Origin of the sequence: Streptococcus infantis (assembly GCF_019929665.1) — a bacterium.
GTDB lineage: Bacteria > Bacillota > Bacilli > Lactobacillales > Streptococcaceae > Streptococcus > Streptococcus infantis_H.
In genome coordinates this window covers 1-22,452 of the sequence record NZ_JAHZPZ010000002.1, presented here as the reverse complement: position 1 = coordinate 22,452, position 22,452 = coordinate 1, and the positions used below count along the sequence as shown (strand labels likewise).

Below are 22,452 nucleotides of genomic sequence, written 5' to 3'. Positions count from 1 at the left end.
GGGTTCCTTATTCAAGGGGTTAATATAGTTAAAGTTTTTAGTTGAATAACTTGTAAAATGAAATAAAATCCTTTAAAATAAAATGTGTTGGAGGAATTTATGAATGTAAATCAAATTGTGCGTATGATCCCGACGCTAAAGATAAATAATAGAAGATTAAATGAATTGTTTTATATCCAAACCTTGGGTATGAAACCCTTGCTTGAAGAGTCGGCTTTCTTATCGCTAGGAGACCAGTCAGGCATTGAAAAATTGGTTTTAGAAGAATCACCAAGTATGAGAAGCCGTAAGGTTGAAGGGATCAAAAAATTAGCTAGATTGATTGTAAAAGTAGCGAATCCATCCGAGGTTGAAGCACTGCTAGCTAGAATGGAAAAACTTCCTCAACTCTATAAAGGAAATAAGGGATATGCTTTTGAAATCCTTTCACCAGAAGGGGATCTTGTCCTAATCCATGCGGAAGATGACATCAAAGATTTGAGAAAGTTTGATGAAACTGTTACTTTCACAAAAGATGAGAAAGTGCAATATTTGACAGCATTTGATATTTCAGCAGAAATTAACTTGCCTGCTGAAACGGCGAGCCTGCTTGAAAAAGAGGAAATCGAAACTAGCATAACTTTTAAACAAGCTCAAGGTAGTGATTTGCTTGTTGAAAATAATGTAACTTGGGATTTGTCTATGTTGAAATTCCAGGTAAAAGAACTTGAATTGGCTAGTCTCCGTCAACGTTTTGAAACTGCAGGTTACTTTATTCCTAAGTCTGAGAAGTTTTTCCTAACCAAGGATGCCAACAATATCGAATTGTGGTTTGAGGAAGTATGAAACAAGAAATCATTCAAAAAATAGAGCAACAAATTGAGGCAGGGATTTATCCTGGTGCCTCTTTTGCGTATTATCGGGATGGTGAATGGTCTGATTGCTACCTCGGAGAAGCAAATCCAGAAATTGGAGAGCAGACTTGTCAAGGTTTAGTCTATGATTTGGCAAGTGTGAGCAAGGTCGTCGGAGTTGGAACTGTCTTAACCTTCTTGTGGAAACAAGGCAAGATTGAGCTCGATCAATCCATAAAGACCTATCTTCCAGAGATGGATTATCCAGATATCACCATTCGTCAACTCCTCACACATTCTACGGACTTGGACCCGTTTATTATCAATAGAGACCAGTTGAGTGCAGAAGAATTAAAAGAAGCTATGTTTCATTTGAATCGCCGAGAGAAGAGAGCCTTTCTCTACTCGGATGTGCACTTTCTCTTACTCGGTTTTCTCCTAGAGAACTACTTTGAAAAAGACTTAGACCAGATTCTACAAGAGCAAGTTTTCGATCCATGGAAGATGAAGGAAACTCAGTTTGGACCAGTTAGCAGTGCTGTCCCAACCGTTCGAGGACAGAAGGCAGGAGTGGTGCATGATCCTAAGGCACGTTTACTAGGTAAACATGCTGGAAGTGCAGGCTTGTTTTCAACTGTGAAGGATTTAAAAATCTTCCTTGAGCATTATTTACAGGATGATTTTGCTGACGGATTAAGCCAGAATTTTTCAGATTTGAGTGATAAGGAACGCTCCTTGGCCTGGAATCTTGAAGGCGATTGGCTAGACCATACAGGCTATACTGGAACCTTTATCATGTGGAATCGTAAGAAGCAGGAAGCTGCGATTTTCTTGTCCAATAGAACCTACGAAAAAGACGAGCGTGCCCAGTGGATATTGGACCGTAATCAAGTCATGGACCTAATTCGTGAAGCAGACTAGGGAGGAAGTATGTCAAAAGCTCTTAAAGGAACTCTTTTTACAGTGATTGCTGGTATTGCTTGGGGCTTGTCTGGGACCAGCGGTCAGTACCTAATGGTTCATGGGATATCGGCTCTAGTCCTAACAAATATTCGTTTAATTGTTGCAGGTTTGCTCTTAGTTCTCTTGTCCTATATAAAGTCTAAGGAACAATTTTTGGCTTTTCTAAAAGATAAATCAAGTCTGTTTTCTCTCTTACTATTTTCATTATTTGGTCTCTTTCTGAATCAATTGGCTTATTTAACGGCTATTCACGAGACAAATGCAGGTACAGCGACGGTGCTTCAGTATGTCTGTCCTGTTGGAATCTTGGCTTACACATGTATAAAGGATAAGGTAGCACCTACTATAGCCGAAATACTTTCTATGATTTTAGCAATAGGTGGAACCTTTTTAATTGCGACTCACGGTCAAATGGATCAGCTCTCTATGACACCAGCAGGTCTCTTTTGGGGCTTGTTCTCTGCTTTAACCTATGCACTTTATATCATTTTACCCATTAAACTCATTCAAAAATGGGGGAGCATTCTGGTTATTGGTGTCGGTATGACCATTTCAGGTTTTGTAGCAGTGCCATTTACAGGGATTATCGGTGCTAGTCTACCTATGTCTTTTGATATTTTCTTAGCATTTGCTGGAATTATTCTCATCGGGACTGTTTTTGCCTACACGGCTTTTCTTAAGGGGGCAAGTCTGGTTGGGCCAGTCAAATCTAGTCTCTTGGCCTCTATTGAACCAATCTCTGCGGTATTTTTTGCCTTCATGATTATGGGAGATATCTTTTATCCTGTAGATTTTCTTGGCATGGCAATGATTTTATTGGCTGTGACTATTATTTCTTTAAAGGATTTAATGCTAGAAAAGAAACACAAGTCCATTTAAGAACAGAACAACCTTATAAAGAGGTTGTTTTTTTATGCTCTAGTATCAATTTAATTAATTTTAAGATTGAAAGTTTATAATAAAGGTACAAAAATAAGCTAAACGGAGGAAATATGAATTTTATACAAAGTATTCATCCTGCTAAACCTTTAAGATACTTAAAATGGTTCGACATCTTCATCATCACTGTTTTAATGTTTGGAGAGTTTATCATCCGTTCTACTCAACAATTTATGGAGAGTCTATCACCTTCAACTCTTGCTAGTGTTGCGGAAACTACAACAAATGTAGCAAGTGATGGGGCAGCTTATTCTAGTAATTTTACTTTTCAATTGATGATGTTAGGGATTACTTTCCTTTATCTCTTGATTCGAAATTATGATTTTAAACAACTTCCTATACGTTTTTCCTGGTCTGTTTTCATCTGGGTTCCCCTTATCTTTGCTATTGTTGGTATTTTTGGTGATATTGTAACAACCCTCAGTGGCGAGTACAATTATTTTAATCCTCAACTGCTCCCTTTTATAGATCCTATGGAAATCATTAGAAAATTCATGGCCTTAACGCCAATGGCTATTGGCTATGCGCTTTTAAATGGGTTTTACGAAGAATTTTTCTTCTTGGGATTACTGACTTCAGTAAAAGAAAAGCATCAGTGGCTGGTTCTAGTATACTCGGTAATCATACGGATTTCTTTCCATACCTACCAAGGATTACTCTGGGCCTTGGTTATTGGGCTTGTTTACGGATTATTCTATTATTTCTTGTACAAGTATGTAGTCAAGAATTTACTGACATTCTTTCTTATGCATGCTCTTGCAGATATGTTTGGTTCAAGTCTCTTGTACCTCTTGATTACTTGGAGAACTTAAGAAAAAAATCCACTCATTTGAGTGGATTTTTTTCTTAATGCTTTTAGTCTTTATTTTCGTATGGCAAGATCAAGTTCAAAAGGATACCTGTCATTGCTGATAGGGCAGTACCTGAAAGTGTAACTGGACCAAGTTTAAGGATTGCTCCACCAAGTCCAAGTACCAACATTGCACTTGCAATGATAAGGTTACGCATTTGTCCAAAGTCAACGCGCTCTTTGATCAAGACTTTCAAACCGTTGCTGGCGATAACCCCGTAAAGAAGGATTGACATACCACCAAGTACGGCGCTAGGGATTGTAGAAATCAAAGCAGTGAATTTTCCAAGGAAACTTAGGGCAATTGCGATAAAGGCTGCGTTACGGATAACTGAGACAGAAGCGATACGAGTCATACCGATCACCCCTGTATTTTCACCGTAGGTAGTATTAGCAGGACCACCAAGGAAGGCAGATACAGATGTTGCGATACCGTCACCAAGAAGGGTACGGTGAAGACCTGGTTCTTTCAAGAATTGACGGCCACAGATTTGGCTCAAGACCGTGTGGTCTCCAATGTGTTCTGAGATTGTTACGATCGCGATTGGTAAGATTGCAATCGTCTCTGGACCGAAGTAAAGGTTGTATTCTTTGAAGGTACCACCTGTGCTAAATGGTAGGTAGAAGCCTGGAATTTCGAACCAGTTAGCTTGAAGAACAGGTGTGAAGTCTACTAGACCAAGAAAGACTGCAAAGATATATCCACCGATAATGGCAAACAAGAAAGGAATGATACGAAGGAATCCTTTTCCTTTTGTATTGATAAAGGCAGCGATGAGGAAGGTAACCACAGCTACAAGAGCATTTTTCCAGTTGCCATCAGCAACAAGACCAGCATTTGTTACAGCTGAACCTGCAAGACCTAGACCAATTACGATAATCATAGGTCCGATAACGATTGGTGGTAAAAGTTTGTCAATCCATTTTGTACCAGCAAAGCGGATGCTAGTTGAAACAAGAACGTAGATTAAACCAGTTAAGATAACCCCTGTTTGAGCAGCAGAAACATCGCCACCCATTTCCTTCATAGCAAGTGACATTGCAGTGATGAAGGCAAAAGAAGAACCGAGATAGACCGGAACTTTAAAGCCAGTACATACCATGTAAATCAGTGTTCCGACACCTGATGCAAAAAGGGCAACAGATACAGGCATTCCCAAAATTAGTGGCACCAAGATGGTAGCACCAAACATGGCAAACACGTGCTGGAAGCTGAGTAGAATTCCCTTACCAAAAGAAGGACGTTGGTCAACGTCTAGTAACAAATCAACAGTTGATTCTTGTTTCATAAATACCTCACTTTTTGGGCATCAAAAAAGAGCCCATTATTTTACAGCAATAGGCTCTCAGAGTAAGACATCTTTAAAACATGGTTATCCCAATATTTAAAGAATTTCATATATATCTGCGTCTTCGTCACCTCACAGGATGACATTAAAAACCTTTGCTTGTGATAGTATAGCAGAAAAAAATGATTTTGTAAATCGTTTTTTCCCGAGCCTTGAAACAAGAGAGCGAGGTTTGATTTTGTAAATCATTTTTTCCCGAGCCAAGAAACAAAAAAGCGAGGCATGATTTTGTAAATCATTTTTTCCCGAGCAAAGAAACAAAAAAGTGAGGCTGATTTTTTAGGTATCTTTTTAAAAATGTTTAAAGTGGTCGTTTATTTGGCATACCGGCCTTACGTGGATATTTGTTTGGAGTTTCTTTTTTCTTTTCTACAATGGTGATGTAGCGAGGGTCTCCATTAGGAAGTGTGTAGCTGATGTTATCTTCAACCTTGCTAAAGAGAAGGTTGAGAGCATTTTTGGCTTCTGTCAATTCCTCAGGAGCATTACTGGCCTTAAGAGCTAAAAGTTTTCCACCAACTTTAAGGTAGGGAATGGTTAACTCTGAGAGAACTTGCATGCGTGCAACTGCACGAGCTGTCACAATGTCGAATTGGGCACGGAAATGCTTGTCTTGGGCAAAGTCTTCTGCACGTCCATGGTAGAAATGAACCCCTTCTAAATTAAGCTCCTCAGCCAGAAGCTGAAGGAAGTTAATGCGCTTGTTCAGAGAATCAATGATGGTCACATCTAGCTGAGGATATAGAATCTTCATAGGGAGACTTGGGAATCCTGCACCAGCGCCAATATCAAGTAACTTAATTTCTTGGTTTGCAATCAACCCTTGTAGGATAGGAGCGATGGAATCATAAAAGTGTTTAAGGTAAACCTCTCCCTTTTCAGTAATGGCAGTCAGGTTGATTTTTTGGTTCCACTCGACTAAGAGTTCGAAATAGCGCTCAAATTGTGTTTTTTGCTGGTCAGTAAGATTAATATTCTGTTGGTCAAGTAGTGAGTAAAAAGTTTCTGGTTTCATAGTTATATCCTTCTTGTATATCATCTTATTTTACCACAAAAACATGGAAATTTGATATACTTGTACTAATCTAAAAGCAGAAAGGAATAAGATTATGACTTGGATCATTCTTGGAGTTTTGGCTCTGATTGTTATTTTTGTGATTGTTAGCTATAACGGTTTGGTGAAAAATCGTATGCAGACCAAGGAGGCTTGGAGTCAGATTGATGTTCAGTTGAAGCGTCGAAATGATCTCTTACCAAACTTGATTGAAACAGTTAAAGGTTATGCTAAATACGAAAGTTCTACTCTTGAAAAGGTGACTGAACTCCGTAGACAAGTAGCTGCAGCAACTACACCTGCAGAAGCCATGAAAGCTAGTGATGCACTGACTCGTCAGATATCTGGTATCTTTGCGGTTGCAGAGAACTATCCTGACTTGAAGGCTAGTGGCAACTTTGCTCACTTACAAGAAGAACTGACTAACACAGAAAACAAAATATCATATTCTCGCCAACTTTATAACAGTGTCGTTAGCAACTACAATGTTAAATTAGAAACCTTCCCAAGTAATTTGGTTGCTCTGATTTTTGGGTTTAAAGCTTCTGACTTTCTTCAAACACCTGAAGAAGAAAAAGCTGTTCCTAGAGTTGATTTTAGTGGTTTAGGTGACTAAGATGCTGTATCAACAAATTGCAAGTAATAAACGTAAAACTTGGGTTTTATTAATTGTTTTCTTTCTTTTGTTAGCTATTGTAGGTTATGCAGTTGGATATTTTTTCATGAACTCAGGTATCTGGGGCGTGACCGTAGCTATGATTATCGGTTTCATTTATGCCTTGACTATGATTTTTCAATCTACAGAGATTGTCATGAGTATGAATGGTGCGCGTGAAGTTGATAGGAATGAAGAACCTGTTCTCTATCATGTTGTTGAGGATATGGCTATGGTGGCGCAAATTCCTATGCCACGTGTTTATGTCATTGATGACCCAGGTTTAAATGCTTTCGCCACAGGTTCGAATCCTCAAAATGCTGCTGTTGCAGCGACATCAGGACTTCTAGAGATCATGAATCGTGAGGAGTTAGAAGCGGTAATTGGGCATGAAGTTAGTCACATACGCAACTTGGATATTCGAATCTCTACGATTGCTGTTGCTCTTGCCAGTGCTATTACCCTTTTATCGAGTATGGCTGGTCGTATGATGTGGTGGGGTGGAGCATCACGTAGTAGAAGAAATAGTGACCGTGACAGTGGAGGACTTGAAGTGATTATGTTAGTTATTTCTCTCTTAGCCATAGTTCTGGCGCCTCTTGCAGCGACTTTAGTACAATTAGCTATTTCTCGCCAACGAGAATTTTTAGCAGATGCTTCGAGCGTAGAATTAACTCGTAATCCGCAAGGGATGATCAATGCTTTACAAAAATTAGACAATAGTCAACCCATGAGTCATCATGTGGATGATGCTAGTAGTGCACTTTATATCAATGATCCTCAAAAACCAGGTTTTTTGAAAAAACTATTTTATACGCATCCACCTATTTCAGAACGAATTGAGCGTTTGAAACATATGTAAAAAATATCCAGAGGAAAACCTCTGGATGTTTTATTTCCAAAAGTTAAAGATCTTGTAAATCGACTACTTCTAAACCATGCTCTGTCAGACTATAGATACTCGTACAGACTTCTTTTAAGAAACGTCGATCATGCGAAACAGTGACGAGACCACCAGGATAATTGGCAAAGAGTTTTCTAATTTCTGGTTGAGATGTTGGAGAAAAGTTTCGTGTGGGCTCATCCAGAAGGAGAAAGTTTGGTTTTCGTAGAACTAAATTCAAAAGAAGGAGTTTCCCTTGTTGACCTCCAGATAAGGAGTGGATTTGGTGGTGCATCTCTGGATAGCTGAAATTAAGACTGGCTAAGTGAGATTGGATTTTCTGTATTTCCTCCTTGTGTCCAGTTTGGCTGAGAAATTCTACTGGGGATAGATCCAATTGCAGTGTTTCTTGGTAATCTTGTGGCATAAATCCAAGCGAAATCTCTCTTTTGCCGCTTAGTAGTTGATGTATCTTTGCTAAAAGAGTGGATTTGCCAACGCCATTGGGACCGATAATGCCGATTTTATCTTGACCACGGATAGTTAGTTGTAGCCCTTGAGACAGAATTCGTTGGCCAATGGATAAAGTCTCATTTTCTAGTCGAATTAAGACTTTTGAAGCCGCTAATGGCTCTATATCTGAAAAGAAAAGTTGAATTTGTTCCACTTCAAGTGGCTTTTGGGTCATGGACTGAGCTGCTTTTTCGTAGCGTTTTTCTTGAGAAAGAACATTTTTCATCTTTTTAGCTAATAGGCGACCGGCAGTACTGTCTTTGGTAGCTCGAAGTGCAGTTTCTACATTTTGCTTGACTCGGCGATGCTTTTCCATGGTTTTGTCATAGGCTCTCTGGTCGTTAGCAGCTTGCTGACTTTGTCTGACAAAATTAGCCTTTCTCTGCTCACTATAGCGATCATAGTCTAAATGCTCGACTAGCGTTTCCGCTTCTTTCCGGTGCTTGATTAGTCGCAAGTGGATAATGGTGTCTGCCGTTAGAGAGAGAAAATCTTCATCATGAGAAATGAAAATAACGGTTTGCCTCATCTTTTGAATCTGTTTTTTTAGCCAATCAACCATCTCTATATCCAGGTCATTTGAAGGTTCATCTAAAAATAGAAGCGCAAAAGGTTTTGCTAACTCATGGATGAGTTGAACTTTCAAAGCTTCGCCACCTGATAGACTGCCAATTTCTTGGTCGCTAGCAAAACGGTCGCTATCAAAGTGCAACTCCTCCGCCAAACGATAAAGAATACTGTAGTCTAAATCAGCAGAATCCAAAAAGAAGTAGTCCTGTAGAGATTTTTTCTTCAGTTCTTCAGGGAGATGTTGGGGAATGTAGGCCAGGGACTGAAGGTCACACTGGATTTCTCCCCTGATAGAGAAATCAGCTAATTTTTCTCCCATTAAAGTTCGAAGTAAGGTTGATTTGCCATTTCCTTCTTCGCCTATAATAGCGACCTTTTCTCCGTCTTGGATGGTAATGTTTAAATCGGAAACAAGATCTCTTAAATCTTTGTTTTGTGTAATGGTCAGATGATTGATTTTTATCATATTATTGCCCTTTCTAGAATGTTCATATTACATAACAAAAAGCTCTACTTTACCTAGTAGAGCTAATCGTCTATGTCAAAAAAACTCTTTTAAAAGGGCTGAAACTCCAGCAGAAAAAGAGTACACAAAAAAGAGACAGAAACAAGATCTACTAAATAAAGGTTCTTTATTTGATAGACTTAGTTGTTCATGTCTCCCTTACCTCCGAGTATTGTTGCAATCATCATACTCTTTTTGAGAAAATTTGTCAAGATTAAGCCAGAAAATCCTCTATTTTTAAAACCCAAAAACAGGTCCATAGAGTGTCAGCGTATGTTTAACGTGATCGTAGTGGAACTTGTCATAGTTTCTCCAAGCAGTGCGGGCTTGGTCATTTAATTTCAGTGAACCAAGTCCAATCAAAAGACTAGTACGTTGGTAAAAAGATTCCAGTTCAATTAAGATGGCGTTATCTAGTTTCTCAGTTTTTTTAAGTGCTCTGAGAATTTCGTCTATATTTTGCTGTAAGCGTAGGTCATCTGGTAGTCCCTGTTTACAGCTTTGTATTGTTTGGTTTAATTCTGTAACGAGTTGATAGGCTTCTGTTAAAAGGGCTTTGTCTTCCATATGAGCGTCCTCCTTTGCTCATGTATTGATGCCTATAGTATAGCACAAAAAATAAATTTGTCATAATAAATATATCAAAAAATACTGAAAGATGTTTTAAAAGTTTAGAGGCTTTACTTGACCTCCTTTCATGGTATAATCAAGGGAGTAAACCTTAATGGAGGAAGTATGAAATTAAATATTCAAGAAATCCGTAAGCAACCTGAAGGTTTGCATTTTGAGCAAACTCTGGACTTGGCAACTGACTTACGTGAGCGCAATCAAGAAATTTTAGATGTCAAAGATATTGTCGCAGTAGGAAAAGTTCAGTACGAGGACCGTATGTTTTTCCTAGACTATCTCTTGTCTTATACAATCGTTTTAGCTTCTAGCCGTAGTATGGAACCGGTAGAATTGCAAGAATCATATCCAGTGACAGAAGTCTTTATGGAAGGTGCTACCAATCAACTGGATCAAGAAGTTTTAGATGATGACTTAGTCTTGCCTATTGAAAATGGGGAAATCGACCTGGCTGAAAGTGTTTCGGATAATATCTTGCTAAACATTCCAATTAAGGTTTTAACAGCAGAAGAAGAAGCTGGTCAAGGTTTTGTGTCTGGAAATGACTGGCAAATCATGACTGAGGAAGAATATCAAGCTCAACAAGCGGTTAAGAAAGAAGAAAGTAGTCCTTTTGCTGGCTTGCAAGGATTGTTTGACGGAGATGAATAATGGTCTTGTCCAAAAAACGAGCACGCAAGGTGCTAGAAGAAATCATAGCTCTTTTTCCCGATGCGAAACCAAGTCTAGATTTTCGCAATCATTTTGAATTGCTAGGTGCAGTCATGTTGTCTGCTCAAACGACAGATGCGGCAGTAAACAAAGCGACTCCAGCTCTTTTTGAAGCCTTCCCTACGCCTCAAGCCATGGCAGATGCCAGTGAGAGTGAAATTTCTAAACATATTTCTCGTCTAGGTCTTTATCGAAACAAAGCAAAATTCCTCAAAAAATGTGCCCAGCAACTACTGGATGATTTTGATGGTCAAGTCCCTCAGACTAGAGAAGAATTAGAGAGTTTAGCAGGAGTTGGTCGTAAAACAGCTAACGTAGTTTTGAGCGTGGGATTTGGAATTCCAGCTTTTGCAGTGGATACTCATGTGGAGCGTATCTGTAAACACCATGATATTGTAAAAAAATCAGCAACACCACTTGAAGTCGAAAAGCGAGTAATGGATATTTTGCCTCCTGAAAAGTGGTTGGCAGCCCATCAGGCTATGATTTACTTTGGTCGTGCTATTTGTCATCCGAAAAATCCAGAATGCGAACACTATCCACAATTGTACGATTTTAGTTCATTATAAGGCAAAGCATTGAATGTTTTTACTTGCTTTGCACTGGGCTTTGTGATATAGTAAGGACAATAAAATATTCCTTTAAACCTGTCCCGTGAGGCAGGCAAGGAGCTCGATAAAGTAGAAGGGTAAGTCTATACTGTTTACAGTAAGGCTCGCTTAGTTATACATTCTCAAGTCTCCTTGAAAAAGGAGACTTTTCTTTTTGGAGGTTTGTCATGAAGACAAAAGAAGTTGTAGACGAATTAACCGTCAAGCGAGCAATTACGCGTATCACTTATGAAATTATCGAACGCAACAAAGATTTAAATAAAATCATTTTAGCGGGAATTAAAACACGTGGTGTCTTTATTGCTCACCGTATCCAAGAACGCTTGGAACAATTGGAAAATATCTCTGTTCCTGTTGTTGAACTAGATACAAAACCTTTCCGTGACGATGTCAAAAGTGGGGAGGATACTTCATTAGTTTCTGTCGATGTGACAGATCGTGAAGTTATTTTGGTGGATGATGTTCTTTACACAGGTCGTACAATCCGTGCTGCTATTGATAACATTGTCGGACATGGTCGTCCAGCGCGCGTGAGTTTAGCAGTACTAGTTGACCGTGGACATAGAGAATTGCCAATTCGTCCAGATTACGTTGGGAAAAATATTCCAACTAGTCGTTCTGAAGAAATCATCGTTGAGATGACAGAACTTGATGGCCAAGATAGAGTTTTGATTACTGAAGAAGCTTAAAAGCTAAAGGAGTAGCCATGTCAGAAAATCAACAAGCACTCAAACATGTGGTGTCCATGGAAGATCTCACTGTAGATCAGGTTATAAAATTGATTAAACGAGGGATCGAGTTTAAAAATGGAGCCCAGTTGCCCTACGAAGACCATCCCATTGTTTCCAACCTTTTCTTTGAAAATTCGACAAGAACGCATAAATCCTTCGAAGTTGCAGAGATTAAACTGGGACTGGAACGACTTGACTTTGATGTGAATACAAGCTCGGTAAACAAGGGTGAGACACTCTATGATACAATCCTGACCTTGTCTGCGCTTGGTGTAGATATCTGTGTTATTCGGCACCCAGAGGTTGATTACTACAGGGAATTGATTGCGAGCCCAACCATTACGACATCGATTATCAATGGTGGTGATGGCTCAGGGCAACATCCTAGTCAGAGTCTGCTTGATTTGATGACAATTTACGAAGAATTTGGCCGTTTTGAAGGACTTAAGGTTGCCATTGCTGGTGACTTGGACCATTCACGTGTTGCCAAGTCCAATATGCAGATTTTGAAACGTTTAGGTGCTGAACTTTACTTTGCAGGACCTGAGGAATGGAGAAGTCAAGAGTTTGCAGATTATGGTCAGTTTGTAACTATTGACGAGATTGTTGACCAGGTAGATGTTCTGATGTTGCTTCGAGTTCAACATGAACGCCACGAAAGTGGAGCAGTCTTCTCAAAAGAAGAGTATCATGCTCAACACGGCTTGAACCAAGAACGCTATAATCGCTTAAAAGAAGAAGCAATCATTATGCATCCGGCTCCTGTGAATCGGGATGTGGAAATTGCCGATCATCTTGTTGAAGCACCAAAATCACGCATTGTCCAACAAATGACCAATGGAGTATTTGTTCGAATGGCAATCTTAGAATCCGTATTGGCAAGTAGAAAAGCCAAATAAGACACAAAACGTTAAAAGACGCCAGTGAGCGTCCACGAGAGGTGAAAATATGACAAAAAGACTTCTAGTTTTAGAAGATGGCACAGTTTTTGAAGGTAAGGCCTTCGGTGCAGATATTGATGTAACAGGGGAAATAGTCTTTAACACAGGGATGACAGGATATCAAGAATCCATTACAGACCAATCTTATAATGGACAAATCTTGACCTTCACATATCCACTAGTAGGGAATTATGGAGTTAACCGTGACGACTACGAGTCTATCAGTCCTACTTGTAAAGGAGTTGTGGTTTTCGAAGAGACACGTAAAGCTAGCAACTGGCGTAATCAAATGACGCTGGATGAATTCTTGAAGGCTAAGAAAATTCCTGGTATTTCAGGGATTGATACGCGTGCTCTCACAAAGATTATCCGTAAACATGGAACCATGCGAGCAACTCTAACACACGCTGGCGATAGTATGGACCACATTACGGATCAACTTCAAGCAACGGTCTTACCAACTGACAATATCAGACAAGTTTCTACCAAGACTTCTTATCCAGCTCCAGGAGTTGGTTTAAGCGTTGTTTTAGTAGACTTTGGCCTTAAACATTCTATTTTACGAGAACTTTCAAAACGTGATTGTAACGTAACTGTCGTTCCATATACAACTACGGCTGAAGAAATCCTACATTTGAACCCAGATGGTGTCATGTTATCAAATGGTCCGGGAAATCCAGAAGATGTACCAGAAGCACTTGATATGATTCGTGGTATTCTTGGCAAGATTCCAATCTTTGGTATTTGTATGGGACACCAACTCTTTGCTATGGCAAATGGTGCTAAGACTTACAAGATGAAATTTGGCCACCGTGGTTTTAACCACGCAGTGCGTGAAATTGCTACAGGGCGAGTGGACTTTACTAGTCAAAACCATGGTTATGCCGTTAGTCGTGAAGATTTACCAGATCACTTGATTATTACCCATGAAGAAATCAATGATAAGTCAGTCGAAGGTGTACGTCACAGATACCAACCAGGTTTCTCTGTACAATTCCACCCAGACGCAGCTCCTGGACCACATGATGCAAGTTATCTATTTGATGAATTCATCGAGATGATGGAAGCTTTCAAACAAGCAAACTAAAGACGAGTGAGAAATCGTCGGAGAATTTATTTAATGTCGCTCTGTGAGGCGACGAATAGAAAGGCAGGTCGTTTCTTTTAGTCGCTATATGGCGAACTAAAAACTCCCTGCACTAGATTTTTTACCGAAAATGATCGTTTCGCTAAAAAATCGTCGGAGAATTTATTTAATGGCAATCAGAGAGTTGCCGAATAGAAAGGAGAAGGGTAGTTCGTATTTGCTGAACTGAATACGGGCTACGGACGGTGCTAAAAAGATAGTTATTCCTAGAACTAACAGTTCTTCGTCATAACTCCTATTTTAGCTTTGTCCGCTTGACGCCCTTAATATCTTATAAATGCCTAAACGTACTGATATTCAAAAAATTATGGTGATTGGTTCTGGTCCGATTATTATTGGTCAGGCTGCTGAGTTTGACTATGCTGGAACCCAGGCTTGCTTGTCTTTGAAAGAGGAAGGTTACGAGGTTGTCTTGGTAAACTCAAACCCTGCAACCATCATGACTGATAAGGAAATTGCAGACAAGGTCTACATCGAGCCAATCACACTTGAGTTTGTGACTCGTATTCTCCGTAAGGAACGTCCAGATGCTTTGCTTCCAACTCTTGGGGGGCAAACAGGGCTTAATATGGCCATGGAATTGTCTAAAAACGGAATCTTAGATGAGCTTGGAGTAGAACTTCTCGGTACTAAATTGTCTGCCATTGACCAAGCTGAGGACCGTGATCTCTTTAAACAATTGATGGAAGAGCTGAAACAACCGATTCCAGAATCTGAAATTGTAAATACGGTTGAAGAAGCAGTTGCCTTTGCTGCAACTATTGGTTACCCAGTTATCGTCCGTCCTGCCTTCACACTTGGTGGTACTGGTGGTGGTATGTGTGCTAACGAGGAAGAACTACGTGAAATTGCTGAAAATGGTTTGAAGTTGTCACCTGTTACCCAATGTTTGATTGAACGTTCTATTGCCGGTTTCAAGGAAATCGAGTACGAAGTCATGCGTGACTCAGCTGACAATGCCCTTGTTGTGTGTAATATGGAAAACTTTGACCCAGTTGGGATTCACACAGGAGACTCCATCGTATTTGCACCAGCACAAACCATGTCAGACTATGAAAACCAAATGCTTCGTGACGCCAGCTTGAGCATTATCCGCGCTCTCAAGATTGAAGGTGGATGTAACGTTCAGTTGGCCCTTGATCCTCATAGCTTTAAGTATTATGTCATCGAAGTAAACCCTCGTGTATCTCGTTCATCAGCCCTTGCTTCTAAGGCGACTGGTTATCCAATCGCTAAATTGGCTGCTAAGATTGCTGTAGGATTGACTTTGGATGAGGTCATTAACCCAGTTACAGGTTCAACTTATGCTATGTTTGAACCAGCGCTTGACTATGTGGTTGCCAAGATTCCACGTTTCCCATTTGATAAATTTGAAAAGGGTGAACGTCGTCTCGGTACCCAGATGAAGGCAACTGGAGAAGTCATGGCCATCGGTCGTAACATTGAGGAATCTCTCCTTAAAGCTTGTCGCTCGCTTGAAATTGGAGTTCACCACAATGAAATGCCTGAACTTGCAGAAGTTTCAGATGATGCCTTGATTGAAAAAGTTGTCAAAGCACAAGATGACCGTCTCTTCTATGTATCAGAAGCTATTCGTCGTGGTTATACACCAGAAGAGATTGCAGATTTGACTAAGATTGATATCTTCTATCTTGATAAACTCTTGCATATCTTTGAAATTGAGCAAGAATTAGGTTCACATCCACAAGATGTAGACGTCTTAAAAACAGCAAAACTCAATGGTTTCTCAGATCGTAAGATTGCTGAACTCTGGAATACTACAGCTGACCAAGTGCGCCAACTACGTTTGGAAAACAAGATTGTCCCAGTTTACAAGATGGTGGATACTTGTGCAGCAGAGTTTGAATCAGAAACTCCGTACTTCTATTCAACCTATGGTTGGGAAAATGAATCTATCAAATCTGATAAGGAATCCGTTCTAGTCCTAGGTTCTGGTCCAATCCGTATCGGTCAAGGGGTGGAGTTTGACTACGCAACTGTTCACTCAGTTAAGGCAATCCAAGCTGCAGGCTACGAAGCTATTATCATGAACTCAAACCCAGAGACAGTTTCAACAGACTTCTCTGTATCAGACAAACTTTACTTTGAACCATTGACATTTGAAGATGTCATGAATGTTATCGATTTAGAGCAACCAAAAGGTGTTATCGTTCAGTTTGGTGGTCAAACAGCTATCAACCTTGCTGAGCCATTAGCAAAAGCAGGTGTGACTATTCTTGGTACTCAAGTTGCTGACCTAGACCGTGCCGAAGACCGTGACCTCTTTGAGCAAGCCCTCAAAGACTTGGATATTCCACAGCCACCAGGCCAGACTGCAACTAATGAAGAAGAAGCGGTGCTTGCAGCGCGTAAGATTGGTTTCCCAGTTCTCGTTCGTCCTTCATATGTTTTGGGTGGACGCGCTATGGAAATCGTTGAAAATGAAGATGATCTTCGTTCTTACATGCGTACTGCGGTTAAGGCAAGTCCAGACCATCCAGTTCTTGTTGACTCTTATATCGTTGGACAAGAATGTGAAGTTGATGCCATCTCAGATGGACAAAATGTTCTCATTCCAGGTATCATGGAGCATATCGAACGTGCTGGTGTCCACTCAGGTGACTCCATGGCTGTTTACCCTCCACAAACCTTGTCTCAAAAGGTGCAAGACACGATTGCAGATTACACTAAGCGTCTGGCAGTTGGCCTCAACTGTCTTGGGATGATGAACATCCAGTTTGTTATCAAGGATGAGAAAGTCTTCGTTATTGAAGTAAATCCGCGTGCTAGCCGTACCGTACCATTCCTTTCAAAAGTAACCAATATCCCTATGGCACAGGTAGCGACTAAGTTGATTCTTGGTCAAAGTCTCGAAGAACTTGGTTACCAAGATGGACTTTACCCTGAAAGCACACGAGTTCATATCAAGGCACCAGTCTTCTCCTTTACCAAACTAGCTAAGGTAGACAGCCTTCTTGGTCCTGAAATGAAGTCAACAGGAGAAGTTATGGGATCAGATACGACTCTTGAAAAAGCTCTCTATAAAGCTTTTGAAGCTTCATATCTCCACTTGCCAACCTTTGGGAATGTTGTCTTTACCATTGCTGATGATGCAAAAGAGGAAGCTTTGGATTTGGCTCGTCGTTTCCAAAATATTGGTTACGGAATTCTTGCAACTGCAGGAACAGCGGAGTTCTTTGCAAGTCATGGATTGCAAGCCCAACTCGTTGGTAAGATTGGTGATGATGAACACGATATCCCAAGCTACGTCCGCAAAGGAAAAATTCAAGCTATCATCAACACTGTTGGTACCAAACGGACAGCCGATGAGGACGGAGAGCAAATCAGACGTTCAGCTATCGAACATGGAGTTCCTCTCTTTACAGCTTTGGATACAGCAGATGCCATGCTAAAAGTATTAGAAAGTAGAAGTTTTGTTACAGAAGCTATCTAAATAAAAAAATGATTCTCGTAAGGGAATCATTTTTTATTTTATGAAAATGATAATATTTTCACAATCATTAAAATGTAATCAAAATGAAATGCTAAGTAATAAAATTATAATAAATAATGAGAGAGTTGACTAAAAAACCATAAATAATGGGAACTAAATCCCTATGCATATAAATATATATAATGAATATTTTTGTTTTTAAAAAAACCTAAAAACCAATAAAGAAAACGTTTTCTTGAGCACATAATTCTTTGAACTATTTAAATTCTTATGATAAGATGAAGATGCTAAACAAGTTGGAAAAAATGTGTATTTAATAACCAAAAATATTAAAACATCAAATTGTTTCTGACTAATAGTAAAAATATAAAAAAGGAGAACTTATCCAAATGATAAGAAAAGAACAACAACGCTTCTCTTTGCGGAAATATAAGGTAGGTGTTGCATCCGTATTTTTGGGAACAACCCTTAGCTTTATGTTAGCAAATGGTGGTGCGGTAAAAGCTTCTGAACTTCCTACGCAACCAAGTTCTGAAGAAAAAACAGAGTTGGTGAAAAAGGATAGTGTCAGCGAGGATTCCTCTAAAAAGGAACAGAATGTTGTAGAAAATGCTGCAACAACTGTGCTTGCTGAGACAAATAAGGTTGAAGAAGTAAAACCAGCTTCTGAGGTTAAAACAGAAGAAGCTAAATCTGAACCAGTGTCTTCAGGAAAAGCAGAAGAAGTAAAGCCTGCTTCAACTGAGACTGAGGTTGCTAATAAGGAAACTGCTAAGCCGGTTGAAAAAGCTGAAGAAACTAAGCCAGCTGTTTCAGAAGGTGATAAACCTAAAGTTCGTAATCGTCGTGCTACAACTGAAGATGCAGTTTCTGGAGATCACAACTCTAAGCCTGTAGCCGTAAGCACTTACTTAAAAGATGGGGAAAAAGTAACTCCAGAAATTAAAGATCCTAACGGTGCAACTGTTCGTTCTCAAACTGTACCAGCTGGCTACTCTGCTAAAGAGGGAGATTGGTATACTTACAGTATCGTAGATCTTACTCGCTTTAACCAACGTTATAATACAAATTACTACTCTCGTGCGTATAAGAGATTTGATGATTCTACAGATACAGTTGTTGAATTAATTGATAAAAACACTGGTAATGTAGTAGAAGCTAGAACAATTACAGCGACAAGTGGAATTCAAAAATTCACTACGACAGCTACTGCATCTAGAGGAGAGTTAACGTATCAAGTTGATTACGATAAAGGGACACCTGCTAGTAAGGCTGAACCTGCTCAACCATTCTTACAATATGGATACGAAGTTGGAGCAAGTATTCAAGCTTTGGTAGCTCCAGGACATAACCTCACTACTGAAGAACAAAAATTATACGATGCTGTTTATGCTGCTCGTACATCAACAGATATTATTAACGTTGTAGAACCAGCTTATAACGGTCGTTCCATTACTGATACTAACAGTAAAATTCCACGATTTGTTGAGAAAACAACTTACTACAGAGTAGTTGATAAAAACAACCCTACTTTCAATGCTAGTAAATCTGATGCAACAGTGCAAGATTATGAGCCAAATGGTAGTGAAGTTGATTTAGCTAAATATACAACTAAAGCTATGGAAGGGCAAAATTTCACAGCATCTGGTGAGCGTCAATTTGATGGCTACAAATTGTATCAAAAAGCTGACCCAGATTCAACATCTGGTTATGTAAGTCGTCCTTACAAAGTTGGTATGAAATTCATGGATGCTGAGCGTGCAGGAATTAAACGGATTAAAGAAATTGTAGGGGAAGACGGATCTGTAGTTGTTCGTGTTTATCTTCTTGATCCAAAACAACAAAGCAAACGTTCAGATGGTTCACTAAGTACTGACGGTTACATGTTGCTTGCAGAAACCAAACCGATTAAACCAGGAAAAGTAAATACCGAAGATTTGGTAGTTAAGAAATCACCACTTTATACTATTTCTTTCACTGATTCAAAAGGTGTAAATTATCCAAACGGTAAAGAAGTCACATTTGATTTCCAAAAAGCTGCTGGTTACACGCCTAAGAAGACTGTATTCGTTCCATTCCTGGGAGATAACATTGGTCACCTTTCTCCAAACGAACAATTGATTCGAGGAGTTGGTGGTATCGGTACAAACGTTGACTTGCTCAACTCATTGACACCATACAAGCAACCAATTTATTACTATGTCAAACAAAAGCCAGTTGAAGTCATTCCAGAAGTTGAAAAACAATTAGAGGGACGTGTCTTGACAGACGGCGAGTTTACTTTCAAATTAACAGAAGAGAAAAGTACTCCTGATAAGCACGAAGAAACTGTTACCAACAAGGATGGAAAAGCTACATTCAGCAAGCTTACTTTTAACAAAGCTGGTACTTATAAATACAAGATCACTGAACAAAAGGGTTCTGATACAGACGTTGACTACGACGCAATGACTGTTACCATGACAGTTACTGTAACTGAAAATTCTAAAGGTGAATTGCAAGCAACTGTTAAATACAGTGCTGAAGGTGGTTTCAAATCAAGTGATGATGATAAGATTTTCAACAACTATGTAGTAGCACCAGTAAAAGTTAAATTTGACTTCACGAAGAAATTGGCTGGACGTGAACTTAAAGACGGAGAATTCAACTTTGTTCTTAAAGATTCAAGAGGTCAAGAAGTTGAAACTGTTGCCAACAAAAAAGATGGTACAGTGACATTTACTGAATTGTCATTTGACAATACGAAAATTGGTACACATACCTATACTGTAGAAGAAGTTATTCCAACAACGAAAGAAGTTGGTATGACTTACGATACGATGAAGGCAACTATTACAGTTAAGGTTGCTAAGAACGGTCATACACTTACTACAGTAACAAGCGTATCATCAACTGGTGGTGTAGATGATAACGGAACATCAACTGATGGTAAGGAAGATAAAGTATTCAACAACAAAATCACTCCTCCAGCAACACCTGAATTCCAACCAGAAAAATTTGTACTTAACAAAGAAAAGTATGACATCACTGGAACAAAATTAGTCGATGATGACAACGAGTTGACTAATGAGTATACAGAAACCAATGCAGATCCGTATGCTGATAAAACTACGAACAATGAAGCGGAAAACATCAATACTAAGACCGTTGAACGTGGTGAGAAATTAGTTTACCAAGTATGGTTAGATACTAGAAACTTCTCAGATAAGAATAACATCCAATCTGTTGGTATCTCTGATACTTATGACGCTGAAAAAGTAACAGTTAATGCTGCTGATATTAAGGCATATGACAGTGTAACTGGGCAAGATGTAACTGCTAAGTTTGACATTAAAGTTGAAAATGGTGTTATTACAGCAACTTCTAAAGCTTCTATGAACAAGTCTTTAGGTGATGCGGATAATACTCAAGTTATCGACACAACTAAATTCGAATTTGGTCGCTACTATAAATTTGATATTCCAGCTACTGTTAAATCAGATGTTAAAGGTGGAGTAGATATTGAAAATAAGGCCAACCAAATCGTTCATGTCTACAACCCAGTAAGCAAATCTGTAGAAACACCTGAAAAACCAACTCAAAAACGTGTGAACTCTGTACCAATTACAGTTGATCTCAAGTTCACTAAGAAGTTGGAAGGCCGTACTCTAGCAGCTGGTGAATTTAGCTTTGTTCTTAAGAAAGACAATGTTGCAGTCGAAACTGTTAAGAATGATAAAGATGGTAAGATTACCTTTAAGACACTTAAGTTTGGTAAAGATGATCTTGGCAAGACCTACACATATACTGTTTCAGAGGTTGCAGGTACTGATACAACAGTAACTTACGACGATATGGTTGCAACAGTTACAGTGAAGGTAGCCCATGATGGTACTGCTAAGGCAATTGTAGCAACTGTGACTGACGCTCCAGATAAAGAGTTCAATAACACTGTGACTCCTCCAGAAGAGCCTAAGTTCCAACCAGAGAAATACGTTGTAACTGAAGAGAAATACTCAATTACTGATAACAAGCTTCTCGATGATGATTCTGAGTTGACAGACAAGTACGGAGATACCAATAAAGATCCATACGCAGATAAGACTGACAACAACGAAGCAGAAAACTTGAATACTAAGACTGTTAAACGTGGCGCTAAATTGGTTTACCAAGTATGGCTTGATACAACTAAGTTCGACGCTAACAACAAGGATAACATCCAATCAGTAAGTATTTCTGATGACTTCGATGAAACGAAGGTTGATGTAGATTCTACTAAGATCAAAGCTTACGACTCAGTAACTGGCGCTGATGTGACAGACAAGTTCGACATTAAGGTTGAAAATGGTGTGATGACTGCAACTCTTAAAGCTGGCTTCACGAAGTCATTGGGTGATGCAGAAAATACTCAAATCATTGACACAACAAAATTTGCATTTGAACGTTACTACAAATTTGATATCCCAGCAACTGTTAAAGCAGACGTTGCAGGTGGAGTAGACATCGAAAATACTGCGGCTCAAGTAGTGAACTACTACAACCCATCTACGAAGAAAGTTGAAAAACCAAGCAAACCAACTGAAAAACGTGTAAACTCAGTACCAATCTCTATTGAATTCAACTTCACTAAACGTCTAGAAGGACGTGAATTGAAAGAGAACGAATTTAGCTTTGTATTGAAAGATTCAAATGGTAAAGAAGTTGAAACTGTAACCAACGACAAAGATGGTAATGTGAAATTCTCAGCTCTTACATTCAAGAAGGGTCAAGAAGGCGTACACAACTACACTGTTGAAGAGGTTGCAGGTACAGATGCTACTGTGACATACGACACAATGAAAGCAACTGTAACCATCACAGTTAAACACGACGGAACAGCTAAAGCTTTAGTAGCTAAACTTGGCGATATCGCTGATAAAGAGTTTAACAACGTGGTAACACCACCAACTGAACCTAAGTTCCAACCAGAGAAGTATGTATTGGATACAGCTAAGTTCTCAATTACTGATAACAAACTTCTTGATGATGATGCAGAGTTGACAGACAAGTACGGAGATACCAATAAAGATCCATACGTAGATAAGACTGACAACAACGAAGCAGAAAACTTGAATACTAAGACTGTTAAACGTGGCGC

At 39.3% G+C, this 22,452-nt stretch carries 17 protein-coding genes; 13 read left to right on the top strand and 4 right to left on the bottom strand.

Features of this window, described 5'->3' with window-relative positions:
* Positions 1–99 precede the first annotated feature (99 nt).
* The 4 genes from K1I61_RS03490 (at position 100) to K1I61_RS03475 (ending at position 3,547) form a co-directional block, all read left to right on the top strand.
* On the top strand, positions 100–825 hold the full coding sequence (locus K1I61_RS03490; protein ID WP_223333214.1) for a CppA family protein: 726 nt from the start codon (positions 100–102) through the stop codon (positions 823–825).
* Complete coding sequence (locus tag K1I61_RS03485; protein ID WP_223333212.1) at positions 822–1,754, top strand: serine hydrolase domain-containing protein; 933 nt, start codon at positions 822–824, stop codon at positions 1,752–1,754. Before K1I61_RS03490 ends, K1I61_RS03485 begins: the two co-directional genes overlap by 4 nt.
* 9 nt (positions 1,755–1,763) lie before the next feature.
* Positions 1,764–2,675: a DMT family transporter gene (locus tag K1I61_RS03480; protein ID WP_223333211.1), complete on the top strand. Its 912-nt coding sequence runs from the start codon at positions 1,764–1,766 to the stop codon at positions 2,673–2,675.
* A gap of 113 nt (positions 2,676–2,788) precedes the next feature.
* Positions 2,789–3,547, top strand: a complete 759-nt coding sequence (locus K1I61_RS03475) for a CPBP family intramembrane glutamic endopeptidase (protein ID WP_223333210.1) — start codon at positions 2,789–2,791, stop codon at positions 3,545–3,547.
* A 43-nt stretch (positions 3,548–3,590) separates the two neighbouring features.
* On the opposite strand, the gene K1I61_RS03470 is transcribed toward K1I61_RS03475, so the two are convergent.
* Positions 3,591–4,874: a uracil-xanthine permease family protein gene (locus tag K1I61_RS03470; protein WP_195183643.1), complete on the bottom strand. Its 1,284-nt coding sequence runs from the start codon at positions 4,872–4,874 to the stop codon at positions 3,591–3,593.
* Positions 4,875–5,235: 361 nt separating this feature from the next.
* On the bottom strand, positions 5,236–5,949 hold the full coding sequence (rsmG, locus tag K1I61_RS03465) for a 16S rRNA (guanine(527)-N(7))-methyltransferase RsmG (RefSeq protein ID WP_223333209.1): 714 nt from the start codon (positions 5,947–5,949) through the stop codon (positions 5,236–5,238).
* Positions 5,950–6,043: 94 nt separating this feature from the next.
* Between rsmG and K1I61_RS03460 the strand changes: the two genes are divergently transcribed.
* Both K1I61_RS03460 and htpX read left to right on the top strand, forming a co-directional pair.
* A complete protein-coding gene (locus K1I61_RS03460; RefSeq protein WP_223333208.1) occupies positions 6,044–6,604 on the top strand; it encodes a LemA family protein in 561 nt (186 codons plus the stop codon).
* Between the two features lies 1 nt (position 6,605).
* The gene (gene htpX, locus K1I61_RS03455) at positions 6,606–7,505 is read left to right on the top strand and encodes a zinc metalloprotease HtpX (protein ID WP_223333207.1); all 900 of its coding nucleotides are present in this window, start codon (positions 6,606–6,608) and stop codon (positions 7,503–7,505) included.
* A gap of 43 nt (positions 7,506–7,548) precedes the next feature.
* Here the strand turns inward: htpX and K1I61_RS03450 are convergent, their stop codons facing one another.
* Complete coding sequence (locus tag K1I61_RS03450) at positions 7,549–9,075, bottom strand: ATP-binding cassette domain-containing protein (protein WP_223333205.1); 1,527 nt, start codon at positions 9,073–9,075, stop codon at positions 7,549–7,551.
* Positions 9,076–9,351: 276 nt separating this feature from the next.
* Entirely contained in the window at positions 9,352–9,681 is a 330-nt protein-coding gene (locus K1I61_RS03445; RefSeq protein ID WP_223333203.1) for a helicase BlpT, read from the bottom strand.
* A gap of 168 nt (positions 9,682–9,849) precedes the next feature.
* Here K1I61_RS03445 and K1I61_RS03440 point away from each other — a divergent pair, with 168 nt between their 5' ends.
* The 7 genes from K1I61_RS03440 to K1I61_RS03410 all read left to right on the top strand — a co-directional run.
* Positions 9,850–10,392 (top strand): YceD family protein, encoded by a 543-nt coding sequence (locus K1I61_RS03440; RefSeq protein WP_223333201.1) that lies wholly within the window; start codon positions 9,850–9,852, stop codon positions 10,390–10,392.
* Positions 10,392–11,021, top strand: coding sequence for an endonuclease III (gene nth / locus K1I61_RS03435; protein ID WP_223333199.1), 630 nt, complete (start codon positions 10,392–10,394; stop codon positions 11,019–11,021). Before K1I61_RS03440 ends, nth begins: the two co-directional genes overlap by 1 nt.
* Before the next feature lie 209 nt (positions 11,022–11,230).
* Complete coding sequence (pyrR, locus tag K1I61_RS03430; RefSeq protein WP_214262110.1) at positions 11,231–11,752, top strand: bifunctional pyr operon transcriptional regulator/uracil phosphoribosyltransferase PyrR; 522 nt, start codon at positions 11,231–11,233, stop codon at positions 11,750–11,752.
* Between the two features lie 17 nt (positions 11,753–11,769).
* Positions 11,770–12,693: an aspartate carbamoyltransferase catalytic subunit gene (locus tag K1I61_RS03425; RefSeq protein WP_223333196.1), complete on the top strand. Its 924-nt coding sequence runs from the start codon at positions 11,770–11,772 to the stop codon at positions 12,691–12,693.
* A 49-nt stretch (positions 12,694–12,742) separates the two neighbouring features.
* Positions 12,743–13,822: a carbamoyl phosphate synthase small subunit gene (locus K1I61_RS03420; protein ID WP_223333194.1), complete on the top strand. Its 1,080-nt coding sequence runs from the start codon at positions 12,743–12,745 to the stop codon at positions 13,820–13,822.
* 337 nt (positions 13,823–14,159) lie between these two features.
* Positions 14,160–17,336 (top strand): carbamoyl-phosphate synthase large subunit, encoded by a 3,177-nt coding sequence (gene carB, locus K1I61_RS03415; RefSeq protein WP_223333191.1) that lies wholly within the window; start codon positions 14,160–14,162, stop codon positions 17,334–17,336.
* Positions 17,337–17,725: 389 nt separating this feature from the next.
* Positions 17,726–22,452, top strand: a 4,727-nt coding sequence (locus K1I61_RS03410; RefSeq protein WP_223335804.1) for a Spy0128 family protein, incomplete at its 3' end; no start/stop codon positions are given.

Bases quoted from the DNA above. Each gene is read 5' to 3' on its own strand.
- rsmG (WP_223333209.1), bottom strand. From the start codon at position 5,949: ATGAAACCAGAAACTTTTTACTCACTACTTGACCAACAGAATATTAAT.
- carB (WP_223333191.1), top strand. From the start codon at position 14,160: ATGCCTAAACGTACTGATATTCAAAAAATTATGGTGATTGGTTCTGGT.
- K1I61_RS03470 (WP_195183643.1), bottom strand. From the start codon at position 4,874: ATGAAACAAGAATCAACTGTTGATTTGTTACTAGACGTTGACCAACGT.
- nth (WP_223333199.1), top strand. From the start codon at position 10,392: ATGGTCTTGTCCAAAAAACGAGCACGCAAGGTGCTAGAAGAAATCATA.
- K1I61_RS03475 (WP_223333210.1), top strand. From the start codon at position 2,789: ATGAATTTTATACAAAGTATTCATCCTGCTAAACCTTTAAGATACTTA.
- K1I61_RS03485 (WP_223333212.1), top strand. From the start codon at position 822: ATGAAACAAGAAATCATTCAAAAAATAGAGCAACAAATTGAGGCAGGG.
- K1I61_RS03420 (WP_223333194.1), top strand. From the start codon at position 12,743: ATGACAAAAAGACTTCTAGTTTTAGAAGATGGCACAGTTTTTGAAGGT.
- K1I61_RS03480 (WP_223333211.1), top strand. From the start codon at position 1,764: ATGTCAAAAGCTCTTAAAGGAACTCTTTTTACAGTGATTGCTGGTATT.
- K1I61_RS03450 (WP_223333205.1), bottom strand. From the start codon at position 9,075: ATGATAAAAATCAATCATCTGACCATTACACAAAACAAAGATTTAAGA.
- K1I61_RS03460 (WP_223333208.1), top strand. From the start codon at position 6,044: ATGACTTGGATCATTCTTGGAGTTTTGGCTCTGATTGTTATTTTTGTG.
- htpX (WP_223333207.1), top strand. From the start codon at position 6,606: ATGCTGTATCAACAAATTGCAAGTAATAAACGTAAAACTTGGGTTTTA.
- K1I61_RS03425 (WP_223333196.1), top strand. From the start codon at position 11,770: ATGTCAGAAAATCAACAAGCACTCAAACATGTGGTGTCCATGGAAGAT.
- K1I61_RS03490 (WP_223333214.1), top strand. From the start codon at position 100: ATGAATGTAAATCAAATTGTGCGTATGATCCCGACGCTAAAGATAAAT.
- K1I61_RS03445 (WP_223333203.1), bottom strand. From the start codon at position 9,681: ATGGAAGACAAAGCCCTTTTAACAGAAGCCTATCAACTCGTTACAGAA.
- K1I61_RS03440 (WP_223333201.1), top strand. From the start codon at position 9,850: ATGAAATTAAATATTCAAGAAATCCGTAAGCAACCTGAAGGTTTGCAT.
- pyrR (WP_214262110.1), top strand. From the start codon at position 11,231: ATGAAGACAAAAGAAGTTGTAGACGAATTAACCGTCAAGCGAGCAATT.